This is a genomic window from Micromonospora sp. CPCC 206171, from assembly GCF_036906755.1.
Classification (GTDB): Bacteria; Actinomycetota; Actinomycetes; order Mycobacteriales; family Micromonosporaceae; genus Micromonospora; species Micromonospora purpureochromogenes.
Map to the genome: position 1 here is coordinate 1 of NZ_JBAKHT010000070.1, position 817 is coordinate 817.

General features: G+C 70.6%; 1 protein-coding gene. It reads left to right on the top strand.

Annotated elements, in window-relative coordinates; genetic code table 11:
- On the top strand, positions 1–817 hold an 817-nt coding region (locus V6U89_RS30115; RefSeq protein WP_334576703.1), incomplete at both ends, for an integrase core domain-containing protein.

Sequence of the window (817 nt, forward strand, 5' to 3'; positions counted from 1 at the left end):
GTTCGGGGCGCCCGAAGAGGTGCTGACGGACAACGGCAAGCAGTTCACCGCCCGGTTCGGCCGCGGTGGCGGCGAGGTGATGTTCGACCGGATCTGCCGGGAGAACGGCATCACCCACCGACTGACCAAGCCCCGCTCACCCACCACCACCGGCAAGGTCGAGCGGTTCCACCAGACCCTGCAACGCGAACTGCTCGACGACGTCGAAGTCTGGGCCGACCCGCAGGAAGCCCAAGCAGCGATCGACGTCTTCCGCCACGAATACAACATCGAACGGCCTCACCAGTCCCTTGGGATGGCGTTCCCGGCCGACCGGTTCACCGCTTGCCCGGCCGAGGAACAGCTGCCGCTGCGGCTTCCACCCACGCTGGCGACCACGATCCCCACACCCCGCCGGCCGCTGTCGACACCCCCGCCGACGCCTCCACCGTCCGCCGTCCTATCAGCGCCTGTGTCCACCGGCGGGGATGTCGGCCTGGCCGTGGAGGTCACCCGCCTCGTTCCCGCCTCGGGCAACCTCACCGTCTGCGGGCAACAGTTCTGGCTCAGCCCCACCCGAGCCGGACTACCGGTCACTCTCTGGGCCGACACCACCGTCGTCCACCTGCTCATCGACGGCGTCCGGCTCAAGACCGTGCCGTCCCGGCTCACTCCCGCTCACCTGCGCCAGCTCCTCGCCGACGACGGCCAACCTGCCGGACCGCCACCGATCGCCACCGGACCCGCCGAGGCCGGCGCCCCGATCGAGGTCGAGCGGCTCGTCAACGCCACCGGCCTGATCGGCCTCGCCGGACGGCAGCACCCCGTCGGCTACCAC